Origin of the sequence: Synechococcus sp. CCY9202 (genome assembly GCF_034931685.1) — a bacterium.
In the GTDB taxonomy this organism is placed as follows: Bacteria; Cyanobacteriota; Cyanobacteriia; order PCC-6307; family Cyanobiaceae; genus CBW1002.
The window spans coordinates 90292-108855 of sequence record NZ_JAYGID010000024.1; the positions used below are offsets into that span (position 1 = coordinate 90292).

The 18564-nt window shown below is 66.6% G+C and carries 19 protein-coding genes and 2 tRNA genes; 11 read left to right on the forward strand and 10 right to left on the reverse strand.

Going from position 1 to position 18564, the window contains the following annotated elements:
- Positions 1-27: 27 nt before the first annotated feature.
- The 5 genes from VB777_RS03150 to murA form a co-directional block, all read right to left on the reverse strand.
- A complete protein-coding gene (locus VB777_RS03150; RefSeq protein ID WP_231597714.1) occupies positions 28-540 on the reverse strand; it encodes a pentapeptide repeat-containing protein in 513 nt (170 codons plus the stop codon).
- Positions 541-704: 164 nt separating this feature from the next.
- Positions 705-1967: a bifunctional folylpolyglutamate synthase/dihydrofolate synthase gene (locus tag VB777_RS03155; protein ID WP_323247067.1), complete on the reverse strand. Its 1263-nt coding sequence runs from the start codon at positions 1965-1967 to the stop codon at positions 705-707.
- Between the two features lie 4 nt (positions 1968-1971).
- Positions 1972-3246 (reverse strand): aspartate aminotransferase family protein, encoded by a 1275-nt coding sequence (locus VB777_RS03160; protein ID WP_416238300.1) that lies wholly within the window; start codon positions 3244-3246, stop codon positions 1972-1974.
- Positions 3220-3301, reverse strand: a tRNA-Leu gene (locus VB777_RS03165). Before VB777_RS03165 ends, VB777_RS03160 begins: the two co-directional genes overlap by 27 nt.
- 43 nt (positions 3302-3344) lie before the next feature.
- Complete coding sequence (murA, locus tag VB777_RS03170; protein ID WP_322757535.1) at positions 3345-4646, reverse strand: UDP-N-acetylglucosamine 1-carboxyvinyltransferase; 1302 nt, start codon at positions 4644-4646, stop codon at positions 3345-3347.
- A 226-nt stretch (positions 4647-4872) separates the two neighbouring features.
- Between murA and VB777_RS03175 the strand changes: the two genes are divergently transcribed.
- The 5 genes from VB777_RS03175 (at position 4873) to trpC (ending at position 8530) form a co-directional block, all read left to right on the forward strand.
- Positions 4873-4956: transfer RNA gene (locus tag VB777_RS03175), tRNA-Leu, on the forward strand.
- An 8-nt stretch (positions 4957-4964) separates the two neighbouring features.
- Complete coding sequence (locus tag VB777_RS03180; RefSeq protein WP_231597723.1) at positions 4965-5213, forward strand: hypothetical protein; 249 nt, start codon at positions 4965-4967, stop codon at positions 5211-5213.
- A gap of 79 nt (positions 5214-5292) precedes the next feature.
- On the forward strand, positions 5293-6129 hold the full coding sequence (locus VB777_RS03185) for an RNA methyltransferase (protein ID WP_322758866.1): 837 nt from the start codon (positions 5293-5295) through the stop codon (positions 6127-6129).
- 13 nt (positions 6130-6142) lie between these two features.
- Complete coding sequence (locus VB777_RS03190) at positions 6143-7585, forward strand: dihydrolipoyl dehydrogenase (protein WP_197153786.1); 1443 nt, start codon at positions 6143-6145, stop codon at positions 7583-7585.
- A gap of 57 nt (positions 7586-7642) precedes the next feature.
- Positions 7643-8530 carry an indole-3-glycerol phosphate synthase TrpC gene (gene trpC / locus VB777_RS03195; protein WP_323247071.1) on the forward strand — a complete coding sequence of 296 codons (888 nt, stop codon included), beginning with the start codon at positions 7643-7645 and terminating at the stop codon, positions 8528-8530.
- Positions 8531-8755: 225 nt separating this feature from the next.
- On the opposite strand, the gene rpsD is transcribed toward trpC, so the two are convergent.
- Positions 8756-9364 (reverse strand): 30S ribosomal protein S4, encoded by a 609-nt coding sequence (gene rpsD, locus VB777_RS03200; protein WP_197153788.1) that lies wholly within the window; start codon positions 9362-9364, stop codon positions 8756-8758.
- Between the two features lie 189 nt (positions 9365-9553).
- Between rpsD and yidD the strand changes: the two genes are divergently transcribed.
- The 4 genes from yidD (at position 9554) to aqpZ (ending at position 12502) form a co-directional block, all read left to right on the forward strand.
- A complete protein-coding gene (gene yidD, locus VB777_RS03205) occupies positions 9554-9805 on the forward strand; it encodes a membrane protein insertion efficiency factor YidD (RefSeq protein WP_323247101.1) in 252 nt (83 codons plus the stop codon).
- 29 nt (positions 9806-9834) lie between these two features.
- Positions 9835-10107, forward strand: a complete 273-nt coding sequence (locus tag VB777_RS03210) for a glutaredoxin family protein (protein WP_323247073.1) — start codon at positions 9835-9837, stop codon at positions 10105-10107.
- Between the two features lie 32 nt (positions 10108-10139).
- The gene (locus VB777_RS03215; protein ID WP_323247075.1) at positions 10140-11654 is read left to right on the forward strand and encodes a UDP-N-acetylmuramoyl-L-alanyl-D-glutamate--2,6-diaminopimelate ligase; all 1515 of its coding nucleotides are present in this window, start codon (positions 10140-10142) and stop codon (positions 11652-11654) included.
- Positions 11655-11731: 77 nt separating this feature from the next.
- Positions 11732-12502 (forward strand): aquaporin Z, encoded by a 771-nt coding sequence (gene aqpZ / locus VB777_RS03220; RefSeq protein ID WP_197153791.1) that lies wholly within the window; start codon positions 11732-11734, stop codon positions 12500-12502.
- Between the two features lie 44 nt (positions 12503-12546).
- Here aqpZ and VB777_RS03225 read toward each other — a convergent pair whose 3' ends face one another.
- Positions 12547-13839, reverse strand: coding sequence for an aminotransferase class V-fold PLP-dependent enzyme (locus tag VB777_RS03225; protein WP_323247077.1), 1293 nt, complete (start codon positions 13837-13839; stop codon positions 12547-12549).
- 28 nt (positions 13840-13867) lie between these two features.
- Between VB777_RS03225 and VB777_RS03230 the strand changes: the two genes are divergently transcribed.
- Positions 13868-14593 (forward strand): DUF47 domain-containing protein, encoded by a 726-nt coding sequence (locus VB777_RS03230; protein ID WP_231597724.1) that lies wholly within the window; start codon positions 13868-13870, stop codon positions 14591-14593.
- 38 nt (positions 14594-14631) lie between these two features.
- Positions 14632-16203, forward strand: a complete 1572-nt coding sequence (locus VB777_RS03235) for an anion permease (protein WP_323247080.1) — start codon at positions 14632-14634, stop codon at positions 16201-16203.
- Here the strand turns inward: VB777_RS03235 and VB777_RS03240 are convergent.
- The 3 genes from VB777_RS03240 to VB777_RS03250 form a co-directional block, all read right to left on the reverse strand.
- Entirely contained in the window at positions 16191-16370 is a 180-nt protein-coding gene (locus VB777_RS03240; RefSeq protein WP_197153794.1) for a hypothetical protein, read from the reverse strand. The two genes, VB777_RS03235 and VB777_RS03240, sit on opposite strands and share 13 nt — an antisense overlap.
- A 101-nt stretch (positions 16371-16471) precedes the next feature.
- Positions 16472-17989 carry an AAA family ATPase gene (locus tag VB777_RS03245; protein WP_197153795.1) on the reverse strand — a complete coding sequence of 506 codons (1518 nt, stop codon included), beginning with the start codon at positions 17987-17989 and terminating at the stop codon, positions 16472-16474.
- A 49-nt stretch (positions 17990-18038) separates the two neighbouring features.
- Positions 18039-18557 carry a DUF177 domain-containing protein gene (locus VB777_RS03250; RefSeq protein ID WP_323247082.1) on the reverse strand — a complete coding sequence of 173 codons (519 nt, stop codon included), beginning with the start codon at positions 18555-18557 and terminating at the stop codon, positions 18039-18041.
- Between the last annotated feature and the right edge of the window lie 7 nt (positions 18558-18564).

Here is an 18564-nt window from a genome sequence, read left to right on the forward strand (position 1 = left end):
AGCGCTGACCGGTCAGTCGTTAGGGGTTCAGCCGCAGTCCAGGCTGAGGCGGGTGTCAACCCCAGTGATCGGGTTGGTGCCCTCGGCGCTGCGGCAGAGCTGTTTCTGATCAGAGCGGTCCAGCAGGGCGTCGCTGAAGTCGGCATCGGTCACATTGGCACCAGCGAAACTGCTCCCGGAGGCGATCGCGCCGCGCAGCACCGCGCCCCGGAAATCGACACCGCTGAAATCGCCCCGGTCCATCAGGGAATCACTGAGGTCGGCGCCGCTGAAATCAGCGTCGGCAAAGGCGCCCTGGGTGAGAATCGACCCATGCAGGTCGGCGCCGTGGAAATTGGCCTGACGCCCCACCACTCCAGCAAAGGAGGAGCTGGCCAGGTCCTGGCCGCTGAAGTCCTGGCCGCTCTGGTTGGTCAGGGTGTAGTCGACCCTCTCCTGGAACAGGGCCCGCTCCTGCAATCCAACCCCCGCGGCGGTGTCGAGGGCGGCAGCTGGCGGCAAACCGGCCGGCAGCAGCAGGAGCAGCAGGGTGCAGGCCAACAGCCCACCCAACAGTCCCCTGAGTCCGCTGACGAGATCCAGTCGCTTCAGCCCGCTGCGACAGCCCGTTGATGCCCCCCGCGACCTCCGAGGCGTCGTGGCCGCGGGCTGGCGGAGCACCGGAAGCTGAACGACAGGCATCACGGTGCTGGCGGCGTCTGGCTTCACTCTGTCGCAGCGACGGCGAGAAGGCTGCCGATCAGATACAGGGAACCCGCCACGATCAGCGGGGTCGTTCCAGCAGGCGGCAGGGTGTTCAGGGCCGAGGCCCAATCCGCCGCCGCCTGCAGCTGGCTGGCCAGCTCCGGGCAGGCCTCTGCCAGCTGGTCCTGGCTCCAGCAGGAATGGCCGCTGACCGGCACGATCCAGGCCCGATCGCCCGGGGCCAGCAGAGCCCGCAGCATCGCCGGCCCCTGCTTGTTGGCCAGGATGCCGAGCAACCAGATCCGTTCCCCTGCCGCCGCGATCGTTCCCTGGGCAGCCCGCTGGTCGAGCTCAGCGCGCAGGGCCTCGGCGGCCGGCAGATTGTGGGCCCCATCCAGCAGCAGGGAGCGGCCCTGCCAGTGCACGGGTTGCAGCCGGCCGGGCCAGCGGGCCGCCGCGAATCCCGCCGCGATCGCCTCCTCGCTGATCGGCCAGCCGCCTTCGATCAGCGCCCGCAGCATCCCCAGGGCCACGGCGCTGTTGTGCCGCTGCACCGCTCCACTCAGGCCGCAGCGGTAGGTGAGTCCATCGCTGTGGAGCCAATCGTCACCCCGATCTGCCGCCACGGCTGGCTCGATCCAGCGCAACTCCGCCCCGACCGTCTCGGCCCGCTCCTGCAACACCGCCGCCACGGCTGGGCTCTGGGGGCCGCTGATCGCCACAGAACCCGGCCGCAACACGCCGGCCTTCTCCGCGGCAATCTGGCCGGGATCCGATCCGAGAAATTCGGCGTGATCCATGCCGATCGCGGCAAAGCCGATCACCTCGCGCCGGGGATGGACCGTGGTGGCATCAAGTCGCCCCCCCAGCCCCACCTCCAGCACCACCAGCTCCAGGTCTGCCTCGGCAAAGGCGCAGAAGGCGGCGGCGGTGACCAGTTCGAACGGGGTGAGCCGGTGCCGCTGCCCCACCCTCTGCAGCGCCTCAAGCTGGCGGCGCAGCTCCGGGGCGGGAATCGGCGCTGCGCCGAGCCGGATCCGCTCGCACCAGCTCACCAGGTGGGGAGAGGTGTAGAGCCCGCAGCGAATCCCGGCCTGCAACAGGGCCGCGTGGACCAGGGTGGCGATCGATCCCTTGCCGTTGGTTCCAGCCACCTGCACGGTGCGGAAGCGGCGTTCCGGATGGCCGAGGTCCGCCAGGGCGCACGTCAATCGCTCCAGACCGAGGTCGACACCGCGCCGCTGGAAGGGCTCGATCAGGTCGGCGAAGGCATCGAGGGCCACCCCGTCAGGCCAGGCTGAGCAGGGCCTTCTCCAGGCGCTTCACCGCCTTGTGCAGGTGACGCGCCTGGATCACCAGCGGCGGCACGAAGCGCACCACCTGGGGGCCGGCGGGCACCAGCAGCAGCCCCTGGGCCATGGCCGCCTTGACGATCTCGGGAGCGGTGGGGGCCTCCGGACGCAGCACCAGTCCCTGGAGCAGGCCCCAGCCTCGGCATCCCTCCAGCAGGTGGGGATGGCGGCGAACCAGCTCCTCGAGCAGCTGCCGCAGCACCTGCCCCATCTGCTCCACATGGGGCAGGAGCGAACGCCGATCGATCTCGCGCAGCACCGTGAGGCCGGCCCGGCAGGCCAGTGGGTTGCCGCCAAAAGTGCTGGCGTGCTCGCCGGGACGGAAGTGGTCAACGGCCGCCTTCACCGCCAGGGCGCCGATCGGCACGCCGCCGCCCAGCCCCTTGGCCAGGGTGATGGCGTCGGGTTCGACACCGAGGATTTCATAGCCCCACATCCGACCGCTGCGGCCCACGCCGATCTGCACTTCGTCGAAGATCAGCAGGATCTGCTTCTCGTCGCAGAGCTGGCGCAACCGAGCAAAAAAAACTGGATCACCGGGGATGACACCGCCCTCACCCTGGATCGGCTCAATCAGCACGGCCGCCACCGCCGGCCCCTGGGCCTCGCAGTCGGCCAGCAGGGCCTCGAACGCGGCGATGTCGTTGTAGGGGAAGTAGCGGAAGCCCTGCACCATGGGCTCGAACCCCTGGTGATACTTGGGCTGACCGGTGGCGGTGACGGCTGCCAGGGTGCGGCCGTGAAAGCTGGCCTGGGCCGTGAGGATCAGGGGCTGGGTGATGCCCCGCGTCCCATGACCATGCTTGCGGGCCAGCTTGATGGCGGCCTCGTTGGCCTCGGCGCCGGAATTGCAGAAGAAGACCCGATCGGTGCAGCTGCGGGCGGTGATGGCGGCCGCCAGCTGTTCCTGCTCCGGGATCCGGTAGAGGTTGGAGACATGCTGCAGCTTGCCCAGCTGGCGGCAGAGGGCCCGCTTCAACACCCGGTCGCTATGGCCAAGGGTGCAGACGGCGATGCCGGCGACACAGTCGAGATAGCGGTCGCCCTGGCTGTCCCAGACATGCACCCCCTTGCCCTTGACCAGCTCCAGGGGGAAGCGGGCATAGGTGTCCATCACCGGGGAAAGGGGCGCCGGAGGGATGGACACGATGGCTGAAGCGGATGGTGGAACGCTGGGGCGAGATGGGAGCGGTGGGACTTGAACCCACATGCCCGAAGGCGCTCGATTTTGAGTCGAGTCCGTCTACCAATTCCGGCACGCTCCCATGCCTCAGATCCTACGTGGGGCCCCTTCCTGGGCTGGCGTCATCAGCCGGCGCTGGTGCGCCGAATCGCCGCGCCGGCACCATTGAGCTTGCCCTCAAGGTCGGCGTAGCCGCGATCGAGGTACTCGAGGCCCTGCACGGTGGTGATGCCCTCGGCGGCCAGACCGGCCAGCACCATCGCCGCCGAGGCCCGCAGATCCGTGCCCTGCACCGGTGCACCGCTCAGCCGGGAGACGCCCTCCACGAAGGCGGTATTGCCCTTCATGCGGATCGAAGCACCCATGCGCTGCAGCTCAGCCACGTGCTGCAGCCGATTCTCGAAGATGTTTTCGGTGATCACGCTGGTGCCCTCCGCCGTGGCGAGCAGGCTCATGAACGGAGCCTGCAGGTCGGTGGGGAAGCCGGGGAAAGGCTGGGTGCGCAGATCAACCGCCCGAACGTTGTCCGCCCGCAGGGTGAGGCCGATGCCGTCGTTCTCAATGCGACAGCCGGCTTCCTCGAGCTTGGTGATCACGGCGCCGAGGTGCTCGGGGATCACGGGGGCGACCCGCAGATGGGAGCGGGTGATCGCCGCCGCCAGCAGGTAGGTGCCGGCTTCGATCCGATCGGGGATCACGGCGTAGTCGGTGCCGTGCAGGCGGTCGACACCCACGATCGTGATCGTCTGGGTGCCGGCGCCACGCACCCGGGCTCCCATGGCGATCAGCAGGCCCGCCAGATCCACCACTTCGGGTTCCTGGGCGGCGTTGTCGATCGTGGTCTCGCCCTCGGCCAGGGCGGCCGCCATCATCAGGGTCTCGGTGGCCCCGACGCTCGGGCAATCGAGATGGATGCGACCGCCCCGCAGACGGTGTCCCTGACCGGGCACGACCGCCGTGACGACGCCATGGTCAATCGTGACCTGGGCACCCAGGGCCTTGAGCCCCTTGACGTGCTCCACCACCGGCCGCGATCCGATCTGGCAGCCACCGGGCAGGGGCATCTTCGCCATGCCGGTGCGGGCCAGCAGGGGGCCAATGCAGAAGAAGCTGGCCCGCAGGCTGTTGACCAGCTCATAGGGAGCGGTGGACTGGTTGATGTGATCACCGTTCAGCTCAATCGCCTCTCCCTGACGGATCACCTGCACTCCAAGAGCCGCCAGGATCTCTCCCATGGCCGTGATGTCGGTGAGGGGAGGGATATTGCGCAGCCTGATCGGATCACGGGTCAGCAGGCAGGCCGCCATCAGCACGAGGGCGGAATTCTTGGCACCGCTGACGCGGATTTCGCCGGAAAGGGCATGACCGCCGGCAATTTCCAGCTGGGGATTGAGAATTTTCTGGGGCGGGACAATGGTGTAGGTCATGGCTGCGGCTGTCCCGTCTTCGGTTGCGGCATCTTGACAATGATCGGTGTGACCGTCTAGACGGCCGCCCCTTGAACTGTCTCGTCCCGAGTCCCTTGCCTAGCCACGATCCGCTGCCGGCGTCAGCCCAGTCAGCCCACGCCGATGGCGAGCATTCCCGGAGGCGGTATTGGAGGGAGGGCGGACCATGCCGTATGGTCTTCCAGTCGCAACGAGCGGCGCGCCAGCGGATGTGGCGGAATTGGTAGACGCGCTAGTTTCAGGTACTAGTGGCAGCAATGTCGTGGGAGTTCAAGTCTCCCCATCCGCACTTTTCTCATGATCGTCCTCAAGATCACCAACGCCTCCGAAGTCGTTGCTTCCAAAGTCGGTAAGTTTCTTGAGAGACTTACACCTGATTCCTTTGATCAGTCCACGGTTGAAGACATCGTCATCAAGAAGTTGATCGAGAACCTCGAGGCCGAAGGCCTCCAAGGTGAAGTCGCTGTGGTCAATGGTCTTGACATCGGTGATGGGTCCGTCCTCGTTCGCGATCACATGCATGTCCGGCGCCACCAGAGCTTCTGATTCGGGCGTGGATCGCCCTGGACAGCAGCCCGACGAGGAATGGCTGAGCAGCGAGGAAAGCCTGAGCAGCGACGAGGGTCTGATCCGCAGCCGCCGCAACCCCTTGGTGCGGAACCTGCGCCAGTTGCACCATTCTCGAGGCCGCCGTGATGCAGGCCTGATGCTGCTTGAGGGCACGCACCTGCTGCAGGAAGTCCTGCGGCTGAGGCTGCAGCCCTGTGATCTGCTGCTCACGACCCGTTGGGAAGGGAGCCACCCCGAGCTGGTTGCGGCCCTGCCTGCCAGCACGCGCCTGCACCGGGTGAGCGACGAAGTGCTGGCCGCTGCCGCCACCACCGAGCACCCCGATGGGGTGGTGCTCACCCTGCCGCTGCCCCTCTGCGTCAATGGCACGCTGCCCGCATTCCTGCTGGTCCTTGACCGGCTGCAGGACCCCGGCAATCTGGGAACCCTGATGCGCACGGCTCTGGCGGCGGGGGTGGAGCGGCTCTGGCTTGCCGGCGGTGCCGATCCATTCCAGCCCAAGGTGCTGCGAGCCTCCGCCGGATCCGCCCTGGAGCTGCCGCTGGAGCGCCTCGAGGAGGAGGAGCTGCGGCTGCGGTTGCGCCAGGCCCGGGAGGCTGGTTATCAGGTGGTGGCCTCCATGGCGCCATCGGCGCTGGAGGCGGAGGAGGCCCCGATCGCTTACTGGCAGCTGGACTGGCGCCGGCCCACGATCCTGCTGCTGGGCAACGAAGGCGGAGGCATCAGCAGCGACCTCCTGACTCTCGCCAGCCATCGGGTCACCATTCCCCACAGCCCAGCGGTGGAATCCCTGAACGTGGCGGTGGCGGCAGCGCCGCTGCTGCTCGAACGCTGGCGGCAGGGGATCCTGCAACGCGGGAGCCAGCCACAGGAGAGAATGCCGCATCAGTGATGCAGCGGCCCCGGTGAGCGACGCGACCTTCGACTACGACGTGATCGTGATCGGCGCCGGCTACGGCGGTTTCGATGCGGCCAAACATGCCGCAGAGCATGGTCTGAGCGTCGCCATCGTCGAATCCCGCGACATGGGTGGCACCTGCGTGAATCGCGGCTGTGTGCCCTCCAAAGCTCTGCTGGCCGCCAGCGGCAGGGTGCGCGAGCTGGCCGATGCCGAGCATCTGGCCGGCTTCGGCATCCATGCGGCGCCGGTGCGCTTCGAGCGCCAGAAAATCGCCGACCACGCCAACCAGCTGGTGGCCACGATCCGCGGCAATCTCACCAAGTCCCTGGAGCGGGCCGGCGCCACCATCCTGCGGGGCAAGGGCCGCCTGGATGGGGTGCAGCGCGTGGTGGTGCGGGAGAGCGGCAGTGGCCTCGAGCGCCCCTACACCGCCCGCGAGGTGATCCTCGCCACCGGTTCGGAACCCTTCGTGCCACCTGGCATCGAGACCGACGGCCGCACCGTGTTCACCAGCGACGAAGCGGTGAGCCTGGAGTGGCTGCCCCGCTGGCTGGCGATCATCGGCAGTGGCTACATCGGACTGGAGTTTGCCGATGTCTACACAGCCCTGGGCTGTGAAGTCACGATGATTGAAGCCCTGGATCGGGTGATGCCCACCTTCGATCCCGACATCGCCAAGATCGCGGCCCGCAAGCTGATCGACGGCCGCGACATCGATGCTCGATCGGGCCTGCTGGCGCGCAAGGTGACACCGGGCTGCCCGGTCATGATTGAACTGGCCGACATGAAGAGCCGCGAGTTGGTCGAAACCCTGGAGGTCGATGCGGTCCTGGTGGCCACCGGCCGGGTTCCCAGCAGCAAGGACCTCAACCTGGCCTCCGTGGGAGTGGAGACCAACCGCGGCTTCATCCCGGTGGATGACCGGATGCGCGTGCTCGTGCATGGAGAACCGGTTCCCCACCTCTGGGCCGTGGGCGATGTGACCGGCAAGATGATGCTCGCCCACACCGCCGCCGCCCAGGGCACCGTGGCCATCGACAACATCCTGGGCCATGGCCGGGAGATTGATTACCGCTCCATTCCGGCGGCCACCTTCACCCACCCCGAGATCAGTTCGGTGGGTCTGAGCGAAGCCGACGCCAGGGCGCTGGCGGCACGTGACGGCTTCGAGCTGGGCATGGTGCGCAGCTATTTCAAGGCCAACTCCAAGGCCCTGGCTGAGCTGGAGAGCGATGGTCTGATGAAGCTGCTGTTCAACAAGAGCAGTGGCGAAGTGCTCGGCGCCCACATCTACGGCCTGCACGCCGCTGATCTGATCCAGGAGATCGCCAACGCCGTGGCCCGCCGCCAGAACGTCCAGCAGCTGGCCAGCGAAGTGCACACCCATCCCACCCTCAGCGAGGTGGTCGAGGTGGCCTACAAGCAGGCCGCCATGGCCGTGGGCTGAGGGGTCACCCCACTGGACCACCCCCGTCTCCTTTTCCTTTCCCCGTTCTGAACCCGCATGGAGATCCGCCGCCGCCCGCCCAATCCCCCCGTGAAGGTGGCCCACCTCACCTACGGCATTCCCCATCCGGAGGCTGAACCCCGCCACATCCTCGAGAAGATCGTCTGGGAAAAAGACCGGGAGGTGGCGGTCGCGCGGGAGCGGGTGAGCCTGGAGCAGCTCAAGGCTCAGGTGGTCGACCTGCCGGCCCCGCGGGACTTCGTGGCGGCCCTGCGGGCCAGTTGCCGTAAGCCCGCCGTGATCGCCGAGGTGAAGAAGGCCAGCCCCAGCAAGGGTGTGATCCGCGAAGACTTCGACCCCGAAGCCATTGCCGCCGGCTACGCGGCCGGTGGCGCCAGCTGCCTGTCGGTGCTCACCGACAAGACCTTTTTCCAGGGCGGCTTCGAGGTGCTGGTGCAGGTGCGCCAGGTGGTGGCCCTGCCGCTGCTCTGCAAAGACTTCATCCTCAGCCCCTATCAGCTGTACCAGGCCCGTGCGGCCGGCGCCGACGCGGCCCTGCTGATCGCCGCCATCCTCACCGATCAAGACCTGGGCTACCTGCTCAAGGTGGCCCGCAGTCTGGGGTTGGCGGTGCTGGTGGAAGTGCACGATGCCACCGAGATGGAGCGGGTGCTGGCCCTCGACGGGGTGACGCTGATCGGCATCAACAACCGTGATCTGAGCACCTTCCACACCGATCTGGCCACCACCGAGCAGCTGATGCAGCGCTACGGAGCCCAGGTGCGCGCCAGGGGGGCCCTGCTGGTGAGCGAATCGGGCCTGTTCAACCGCGACGACCTCGACCGGGTGCAGAGCGCCGGCGCCGATGCGGTGCTGGTGGGCGAAGCGCTGATGCGGCAGCCCGATGTGACCGCTGCTCTGGAGACGCTGATCGAAGGGGCGTAGACGACCGCTAACTGGACGAAAGCCTGAGGCGGGGCACGGCTCAGCAGTGAGCACCCTGCTCGAACAAGGGGTGACGGGTCGAATAGGGGGGGTACGGGCGAAGAGCTGCCACGAAAAAACTTCTCAAAAAGACTGACCTCAACAAAGCCCCCCACAGAAAAGCCCTCGCCGTAAGGCGAGGGCCTGACGCCATATCGAGCTGCTGAAGGCAGCCGGATGGCGACCTCAGACTTTGCGGGAGTAGAACTCAACCACCAGGAGTTCGTTGATCTCCAGAGCCACCCATTCGCGCTCGATCTTGCCACCCACCTTGACGGTGAGTTTGGCTTTGTCGAACTCAAGATGGGGGGGAATGTTGGACAGACCCGGGAAGGCAAGGTTGGCTTCAGCCAGGAGCTTGCTCTGCTTGCGTTCACGGATGGCGATCACATCACCGGCCCGGCACTGGTAGCTGGGGATATCCACGACGCGGCCGTTCACGGTCACGTGGCCATGGTTCACCAGCTGGCGGGCACCAGGCACCGTGGGACCAAAGCCCACGCGGAAACAAAGATTGTCAAGGCGGTTCTCGAGCAGCTTCAGCAGGTTGGTTCCTGTGGAACCCTCCTGGGCGCGCGCCTTCTTGACGTAGCGCACGAGCTGGCGCTCGGAGATGCCGTAGTTGAAGCGAAGCTTCTGCTTCTCTTCCAGGCGGATGGCGTATTCGGAGCGCTTGCGACGGGCTTGGCCGTGCTGACCGGGGGGATAGGACCGCTTGGCGGCCTTACGGGTGAGACCGGGGAGGTCTCCCAAGCGCCGCGTGATCCTCAGACGAGGGCCGCGGTAGCGAGACATGAAGGTTGGATCGTGGGACGGAAATCCCCCAGGACAGGGGGAGCGGCGACCGCGTCATGGAGCAAGCTGGACGCTGTCCTGCAGGCCCTTGTCTTGGAGCGCCAACGATCGATCCTATCGGTTGGCCCTGAAGCCCTTGGTCTGGCCCCGAGCCCGGGGCTGGAGACCCTGCTCCCAACCGGTGATCCGCTGGCTGCCCCCCGCCAGGGTGGTTGGGCAACGCGCTGGCTGACCCTGCTGCTGCTCGGACTGATCAGCCTCTACCGCCGTTGGCTCTCGCCGCTGCTCGGACCCCGTTGCCGCTTCATCCCCAGCTGCAGCGCCTATGGCCTTGAGGCGATCCGCCGTCATGGACCCTGGCGTGGCAGCTGGCTCACCGCCGGCCGGCTGCTGCGTTGCCATCCCTTCACCCCCTGCGGCTGCGATCCCGTTCCCGACTGAAGCGCTCCCGACTGCCCCCCGCATGAGCCATGGCTGAGCTGATCCTCTACACCCGCCACGACTGCTGCCTGTGCCAAGGCCTGGAAGAGCGGTTGCGGGCTCTGCAGCCAGCCCTGCCACTGCAGTGCCTGGATGTGGATGGCGATCCCGCCCTCAAGGCCCGCTACGACCTGACGGTGCCGGTGCTGGCGATCGAGCAGGACGGTACGCGGCGCGAGTTGCCGCGGGTCTCGCCGCGCCTGGCCGGCCCCCGTCTCCGGACTTGGTTGCAGGAGAACGGATTTCCCGGTCCAGGCGTCTAGAAAGGCTTCCGTCTCCAGCTCCGGCGCTGCCGATGCATCCGCTGCCTGATCCGCTGCTCCACCCGCTGCTGCTTCGTGCCGGCCTGGCGGTGCCGCCGGCCTGTGCCAACGCCGAGGTGCTGGGCATCCATTGCGATTCCCGCCGGGTCGAGCCGGGCACTCTTTTCGTGGGACTGCCCGGTGCCCAGGTGGATGGCGGAACCTTCTGGCCCGAGGCCCTGGCCGCCGGTGCAGTGGCCGCCGTGATCGGCCCGGAAGCCGCAGTCGCCAGGCCACCAGGCGAAGACGACCCGGTGGTGGTGGTGAGTGATCCCGTCGCCCACTGGGCCGGTCGGCTGGCTGCCGATTTCTGGCAGCAACCCAGCCAGCGCCTGGCCCTGATCGGGGTCACCGGCACCAATGGCAAAACCACCACCACCCATCTGATCGAGCATCTGGCCAGCGAGGCCGGTCAGCCGGCGGCCCTGTTCGGCACCCTCGCGAACCGCTGGCCCGGTCACAGCGTGACGGCGCAGCACACCACGGCGTTCGCCGATGTGCTCCAGGCCCAGCTGTCCCAGGCCGTGGAGGCCGGTGCCCGGATCGGCGCCATGGAAGTGAGTTCCCATGCCCTCGACCAGGAGCGGGTCAGCGGCTGCCGCTTCGCCGGGGCGGTGTTCACCAACCTCACCCAGGACCACCTCGACTACCACGCCTCGATGGAGGCCTACTTCGCGGCCAAGTGTCGGCTGTTCGAAGAGCCGCTGCTGGCCGGCGGCGCCGTGGTGAACGTGGATGATCCCTGGGGACACCGCCTCGCCCAGCACCTGCGTCAGCAGCGGGGGGATCTCTGCTGGCGCAGCTCCCTCGAGGATCCCACCATGGAACTCACGATCACCGATCTGGTGATGGACGCCACCGGTGTGCGCGGCACCCTGGTGACGCCCAGGGGATCAGGAGCCTTCCGCTCGCCATTGGTGGGCCGCTTCAATCTGATGAATCTGCTGCAGGCGGTCGGGGTGTTGGTGCAGCAGAACATTCCAGTGCCGCAGCTGCTGGAGGGGCTGGCAAGCTTCCGCGGAGTGCCCGGCCGGATGGAGCGGGTGAGCCTGGCCGGTGGGCCACCGGCTCCGGCGGTGCTGGTGGACTACGCCCACACCCCCGATGGTCTGGAGAGCGCCCTGCTGGCCTGCCGGCCCTTCTGTCGCGGCCGTCTGATCTGCGTGTTCGGCTGCGGCGGCGACCGCGACCGCACCAAGCGGCCCCTGATGGGCGCGATCGCGGCTCGCCTGGCCGATCAGGTGGTGGTGACCTCCGACAACCCCCGCACCGAGAATCCCCAGGCGATCCTTGAGGACGTGCTGGCCGGCATCCCGGTCAGCACGTCCATGGACGTGGAGGTGGATCGGGCCCGGGCCATCGCTGGCGCCATTGCCCTGGCCGGCCCGCAGGACCTGGTGCTGATCGCGGGCAAGGGCCACGAGGATTACCAGATTCTCGGCACCACCAAGATCCACTTCGATGACCGTGAAGAAGCCGAGAAGGCGCTGCGGGCCATGGCGTCCTGAGATCACCTGATCTTTGTGACAGTCCGCAGGTCAATGCTGCTGTCGCTCCCTATCTTGCGAACGCGATACCTTCACTGATGGCCCAAGACATTCCCGTGTCGAAGAAGTTTCTGGCGGAACTGATCGGCACCTTCTGGCTCGTGCTCGGCGGTTGTGGCAGTGCGGTGCTCGCGGCCAATTTCCCCTACGACAACGCTGCCGCCAATCCCCTGGGGCTGGGATTCCTCGGCGTTTCCCTGGCCTTCGGACTGACGCTGCTGACGATGGCCTATGCCATCGGACACATCTCCGGCTGCCACATCAACCCAGCCGTGAGCTTCGGCCTCTGGGCCGGCGGTCGCTTCCGCGGCTCTCTGCTGCTGCCCTACATCGCCGCCCAGGTGATCGGTGCGGTGATCGCCGGCGGCCTGATTCTGCTGGTGGCTTCGGGCCGTGCCGGCTTTGAGCTGGCCGGCAGCAATCCCCTCGCTACCAATGGCTTCGGGGCGCACTCTCCTGGTGGCTATGGCTTTGTTGCCGCCCTGGTGATCGAGGTGGTGCTCACCTTCATCTTCCTGCTGGTGATCCTCGGCACCACCGACAAGCTCGCCCCCGTGGGCTTCGCGGGTCTGCCGATCGGTCTGTCGCTCACCCTGATCCACCTGATCAGCATACCCGTCACCAACACCTCGGTCAATCCGGCGCGCAGCACCGGTGTGGCTCTCTGGGTGGGCGGCGAGGCCCTGGGTCAGCTGTGGCTGTTCTGGGTGGCCCCGATCGCCGGTGCCCTGCTGGCCGGCTGGGTCTACAGCAACCTGCTCACCCACGAGACCGCCGTCGACGGAACGATTCCGTCGGAGCCCATCTGAGGGTCGCGCCGCGCCATCGCGACCTCACCTTCAGGGTTTGGAGGTCAGCTCACGCTGGCCTCCCCGGCCAAAATCTCCGCGAGGCAATGGAGCAACAGCTCCACCTCCGCCTCGGTGGTGGTGATGTGGGTGCAGGCCCGCAGGCAGATCGGATCATCAAGGCTGCGGATCCACACGCCCCTCTGGCCAAGGGCCTTGACCAACGCAGTGGCACGGGCGGCATCACCGCCGCTGGCCCCGGTCTGGGCCGCATCCAGCTGAAAGCTCACCAGCCCGGCCGGCGGCGGAGCCGTGAGCAGGGGCTGAATTCCTGGCAACGTTCCCAACCCATGCCAGAGCTGCCGGCTCAGGTGCTGGATTCGGGCCAGTCGCTGCTCCGCACTGCCCTGGGCCTCCAGCAGCCGCAGGGAGCACGTCAGCCCGGCCATGAGTGGTGTACAGGAGGTTGCCACTTCGAAGCGGCGGCCGTCGCGGTGAAAGTCGCTGCCGGCCTGGCCTTCGTTGCGGAGGCTGCGCCAGCCGATCAAGGTGGGGCGAGCCTCTGCCAGCAGTCGCTCGGAGAGCACCACCGCTCCCAGGCCTTCCGGGCCGCAGCACCACTTATGGCCGGTACAGCCGTAGATATCGGCGGCGGCGGCCCCATTGGCGGCACCAGCATCCGCCAGGGGCAGACTTCCCAGCGACTGGGCCCCATCCACCAGCAGCCAGGGCCGGCGGGGGTGCGCGGCGAGGCGCTCCGCCACTGCCGCGATCGGCATCACCTGGCCCGTATTCCAGAGCAGGTGCGAGAGCACCACCAGGCGGGTCCGGGGTCGCAGGCAGCGCTGCAGCTGCTCCAGCACCGCCTGCTCCAGAGCGGCGGCATCACCGGAACAGGCGGTTCTGCGCAGCCATTGCACAGGCAGGGTGGCCAGGCTCAACCCCTGGCGCCGGGCCAGCTCCCGGCAGGCGGCCACCACACCGGGATGTTCACAATCGCCGATCAGCAGCTCATCACCCGGCTCCCAGGGCAACCCCCACAACGGCAGCACGCAGCCGCTGGTCACGTTTTCGGTGAGGGCCACCCGCTGGGACGACACCCCGAACCAGGAGGCCAGCCGCTGCCGGAGTGAGGTCGTGACCTGCTCCAGGTAGGGCCACACAGCCCCGCTGAACGGCCCCAGCTCCTGAATGGTGGTCCATGCGGCCGTGATCGCCTCCAGGGAAGCGGAGGGCAGGGGGCCCTGGCCGCCGTAATTGAAGTAGGTCTTGTTGGCGAGGGCAGGCATCTGCGCTCGCAACGGCATGGGATCGATCACGGCAACGGGGGTGTCGGTATGTGGAGCCTGCTTGGCCATGAGAGGCCTCTGCCTAACTTGGTGGCAGATGGGGCTGCTGGCCAGACCTCTCGCTTGTTTCAGTACGCCAGACCCTCGGGCCGTCATGTCGAAGGAAACACCGCAGCTGTTCGGCAAGACCAGATTCCTCGAGGGAAAGATTGATGAATTTCTCGATAAATTATCCGAAGGTGTGATTTACTTCGAGTCGGGTTTGCTATTGCTGGTGGAGCGGGGCGTCAACGACGCCTGCGATGAAAAGCTTCAGCAGATGAATGACCTGAAGGCCCGCTGCAACGAGATCCGCCGATCCGTTGTGGGCACGCTCTACAGCGAAATGTTGATCCCCGATTTCAGAGGGGATGTCTTGAGCCTGTTGAGCGATCTCTACGGCCTGCTGGACGTGATCGTGGATTGCTACCAGGAGTTCATGATTGAGTATCCAACGGTCGACAAGGGGGCAGTGGAATTCCTTCAAGAGCTCAAGAATCTTCTGGCTGTAGTCACCAAGAGTGTTCAGGCCGCCATCATGGCGGCACGCGCATTCTTCCGAAATCCATCGGCAGTTCGCGACCACATCTACGAGATTCGTGTTTACGAATCTGAAGCCGACCGTTCGGCAATCAGGCTGAAGCGAATGATTTTCTCCTCCAGCCTTTCCCTGGTCCAGAAGCTGCATGTACGCGATGCGGTCGATGCCATTGATGGCATTGCCGACCTGGCAGAGGATGTCAGTGATGAACTATCGATTTATGCGATTAAGCGGGCCCTCTAAGGAATGTCTTGCTGGCAGAGTCTCATCATCGGTGCGTCATGGATCTGATTTCCAGCCTGGTTTTTCTCTCCAGCGGCCTGTTTCTCGGCTGGTCCCTGGGTGCCAACGATGCCTCCAATGTCTTCGGTTCGGCGGTGGGCAGTCGCATGGTGCGTTTTTCCACGGCCGCTTTTCTCTGCAGCGTCTTCGTGATCATTGGCGCCGTCACCGCCGGCGCTGCCGCCAGTCAGGGACTTGGCGAGCTGGGAGCGGTGAATGCTCTGCCGGGCTCCTTCACCACGGCTCTGGCGGCAGCGATCACGGTTTTCTGGATGACGCAACTGGGGCTGCCGGTCTCCACGACCCAGGCGGTGGTGGGGGCGATCATCGGTTGGAACGTCTTCAGCGGATCGATCACCGACACTGATCAACTGGCTCGAATCTTTGGAACCTGGGTGTTCTGCCCAGTTCTTGCCGGCATCTTCTCTGCCGCCCTCTATTCCTTCACGGTGCGATTCATCCGGTTTCGGCGGCCACACCTGCTGCGGCTGGATGCGGATGTGCGCACCGGATTGATTCTGGCCGGAATGTTTGGCTCCTACAGCCTCGGGGCCAACAACATCGGCAATGTGATGGGGGTCTTTCTCGATGCCTCTCCCTTCAGCAGTCTCAGCCTGGCTGGGGGCTACCAGGTCTCAGGAACGCAGCAATTGTTTTTCCTGGGTGCGATCGCCATTGCTGTTGGGGTTTATACCTATTCCCGCCGGGTGATGACCACCGTTGGCGGCAGCCTCATGACCCTGTCACCGCTGGGGGCCCTGGTGGTGGTGGTCGCTAACTCCCTGGTTCTGTTCGTGTTCTCGTCAGCCCCGCTGTCGCACTTCGTGGTGAGCCTCGGCCTGCCTCCAATCCCTCTGATCCCGGTGTCCAGCTCCCAGGCGGTGGTGGGGGCCGTGATCGGCATCGGTCTGCTGCAGGGGTTGAGGGGCGTGCGTCAGATTCGATGGATGGTGTTGCTGCGCATCGCCTCGGGTTGGATCACCACGCCCCTGATCGCTGCCCTGGTTGGCTTCATCCTGCTGTTTGTGGTGCAGAACGTCTTCAGCCAGCAGGTCTACCAGGAGGTTCGCTATCAGTTGAGCGCCCCCGTGATCGAGCATCTGGCGGCCCGTGGGGTTCCCACCGCGAATTTGCGGCTTCAGAGCAAGCCTGTCGTCGGAGCCGTGACCTTCCGCCGTGCTCTGCGGCAGCAAACCGTCTTGCCGCCTACTGATGAGGCAGCCGTTCTGGCCAGCGCCGAACTCACGCCCATCCACATCGACAGTGCCGCGATTCGACACCTGGATCACCAGCGGCTCAGTGACGAGCAGGTCAAGGCTGTGCGGCGGCTGGCAGGCCGCAGCTTCCGCCACCGTTGGCAACTTCGGGCTGCTTTGGCCAACGAAGGCTCGGCCTGGAAGCCTGCCATCGGTGATGCGCATGGGACCCCTCAGGCTCAGACCGTGACGCTGGAGAGGCAGCTGGGCTACGTGGAACGTGCCTTTCTGCAGCGTGCGTCGACGACCCGTGACAGCCCTGGGGTCCAAACCAACGACACCGGTCCGACCGGCGGGACTGGTCAGAGCACCTGACCCAGCATCACGGCGGCCACGGCCGAGAACAGGGTGATCCCCAGCGCCGTGAGCGGATTCTGGCCCTGGGCCACCGCCACACTGGTCACCACACCGGCGCCGAGGCAGGCCACGGCCAGCTGAGTGACGACTTCGCTGCGGGGGCGGGGGGTGGGGCTGGGAATCACGGCGAACCTGTGGTTGGGCAGACCGTAGGGGCCCCAACCAGGGCAACCCGGGCTCCAGGCTGCGATTGTTACCGGGTGTCGGGGTTTGTTACCCCCCGCAATCATTCCTGTTGCGGTTTTGTTGCGAAGGGGCTGCCAGCCTCTGCCCCCAGCGAGGCAGGCCTGGCCCGCCCAGCGCTGGCCCACTGCTTCAGCTGCTCCAGTTGCTCCCGGGCGGTTCGTGACAGCGGCACCACCTGGGAGGCGGCGGCGATCAGGTCGGATTCACCGAAATCCCGCTGTTCACCGAAGGCCAGATGCATCGCCTCGATCACCGTCTGCTCGAGCTCGGCACCGGAAAAGCCAGCCGTGCGATCCACCACCACCTCCATGGCAATGGCGTGATCCGGCCGACGGCGGCGCAGCTGCAGATCGAGGATCGCCCGCCGTTCACTGCGGCTGGGCAGATCCAGCAGGAAGATCTCATCGAAGCGGCCCTTGCGCAGCAGTTCGCCCGGCAACCGTTCCACCGCGTTGGCGGTGGCCACGACGAACACCGCACTGGTCTTTTCGGCCATCCAGGTCAGCAGGCTGGCCAGAACCCTCTGGCTGGTACCACCGTCGCTGCGGCCGTCGCCGCCGAAGCCCTTGTCGATCTCATCGATCCAGAGCACGCAGGGAGCCATCGCCTCGGCCCGCTGAATCATCTCGCGGGTGCGGGCCTCGCTGGCACCCACCAGTCCGGCGAACAGCCGTCCCACATCGAGGCGCAGCAGCGGCATGCTCCAGCCGTGGGCGATCGCCTTGGCGGTGAGGGATTTGCCCGTGCCCTGCGGACCCACCAGCAACACCCCACGCGGCAGGGGCAGCCCATAGCGCTGCGCCTCCTCGCTGAAGGCGCTGCGGCGTTGCTCCAGCCAGCGTTTGAGGGCATCCAGTCCGCCGATATCGGCCGGGGTGGCCTCGGTGGGGCAGTACTCCAGCAGGGCGCTGCGGGCGATCGCCTGCCGCTTCTCCTCCAGCACCTCGTTCAGGTCGTCCAGGCCGAGCTGGCCGCGGCGGGCCAGGGCACGGGCGGCCAGCTGCCGCACCCGCTGTTCACTGAGGCCATGGCAGGCGGCGGTGAGTTGCTCGAGCACCTCAGATGCCAGGGGCGCGCCGCTGGCTCGGGCGATCGAGCCGAGCAATCGCGAAATCTCGGCGGCATCGGGCAGGGGCAGATCCAGCACCGTGATGCTGTCCTCCAGCTCCCGAGGCAAGGTCCAGTCCGGGGCGCTGATCACCAGGGTCTGGGGAACCTGGCGCAGCTGGCTGGCCAGGTTGCGTAGCCGCCGGCAGATGCCCGCGTCCTCGGCGTAGCGGTGAAAGTCCTTGAGCAACAGGATGGCCCCCTGTTCCGGTGCAAGGCCGGAGAGGGCATCGAGCGCCGCCATCGGATTGCGAGCTGCTTCACCGAGGCGGTTGGGAGCCCCGCTGAGGCCGCCGATGAAATCCCACTCCAGCAGGGTGCGCCCGCCCAGGAGATCGGCCACCTGCCCCAGCAAGGCCACGACCCGCTCCTCCTCAAGGCTGCGGATCCAGAGGATGGGAGTGCGGGCCCGGATCAGTAGATCCAGCTGGTCGACCAGGGTGGGGGGCATGGGGCCGGAGATGGTGTCGAATCCAGGCAGAAGGGTGCGAGGCGGGTCCTCATTCAGGAGGCTGAATCCCCTGCAGGGCTGCCCAGCGGGGATCGACGGTGCGATCACCATCTCCCAAATGCGGGGGGCCCGGACAGGCGGTGCCGCAGTGATTGACCAAGGGCAGGCGCAGGTGCAACTGCTCGAAGACCCATCGCTCCGGATCAAAGCTGCCGCAAGGATCGAGCTGTTCACCCAGATCGTCGGGATCGAGTTCCAGAACCTCGCTGTCCTCGGGAGAGGTCTCGCCCAGCCAGAGCAATTCCTGGGTGGATGCCTGCAGCGGATGGTTGAAGTGCTGCAGGCAGCGGTCGCAGCAGAGGGTCACGATCGTCTCCACCTCCCCCTCGACCTGCAGCACGTTGCCGCGATGGACAGCCGAGACGACGCCGCGAACGGGGGTGAGGCTGTCCAGATCGGCGATGTGTTGATCAACCCGCCAGCTGCGGCCGGACTCGAGCAACTTCAGGTCGGCAACTGCTACGGGCTGCAGCGGGTCACCGGAACTGATCTGGGCAGCGGCTCGCATCAGCCTG